We start from the raw sequence: 360 nt of genomic DNA, 5'->3' as shown, positions 1-360 counted from the left end.
TTCCATGGGACTATTATCCCAGCAGTTTCCCCGTCAACTGACGCTTTGTTTTATTCTGTAACGCCACAGAAGTTGTTGATATTTCAGACCTGTATACTGGCTCCCCTGGTCGCTATGGAACATGACATCCCGCGGCTGACAACGCGTTTCATAGGCCATACGCAAGGCACTGCTTATCAGTGTTGTATCGGCATTCTCTGACAGACTCCAGCCGATAACCCTGCGGGCAAAAAGATCCATAACAACTGCCAGATAGCACCAGCGATTCCCTGCCCAGATATAGGTAATATCTCCACACCATACCCGGTCTGGCTCCGGTACTGCGAACTGACGATCAAGCAGATTTGGCAGGCAGGTATG

The 360-nt window shown here is 50.3% G+C and carries 1 pseudogene; it reads right to left on the bottom strand.

What is annotated here, in order from left to right:
* Window positions 1-36 precede the first annotated feature (36 nt).
* A pseudogene (locus tag DEO48_RS26420) lies at window positions 37-360 on the bottom strand (DDE-type integrase/transposase/recombinase); the annotation flags it as partial.

Origin of the sequence: Enterobacter sp. CGMCC 5087 (assembly GCF_003144775.1) — a bacterium.
GTDB lineage: Bacteria > Pseudomonadota > Gammaproteobacteria > Enterobacterales > Enterobacteriaceae > Enterobacter > Enterobacter cloacae_M.
Note: the sequence above shows the minus strand (reverse complement) of the source record. Positions and strands in the feature narration are given on the sequence as shown.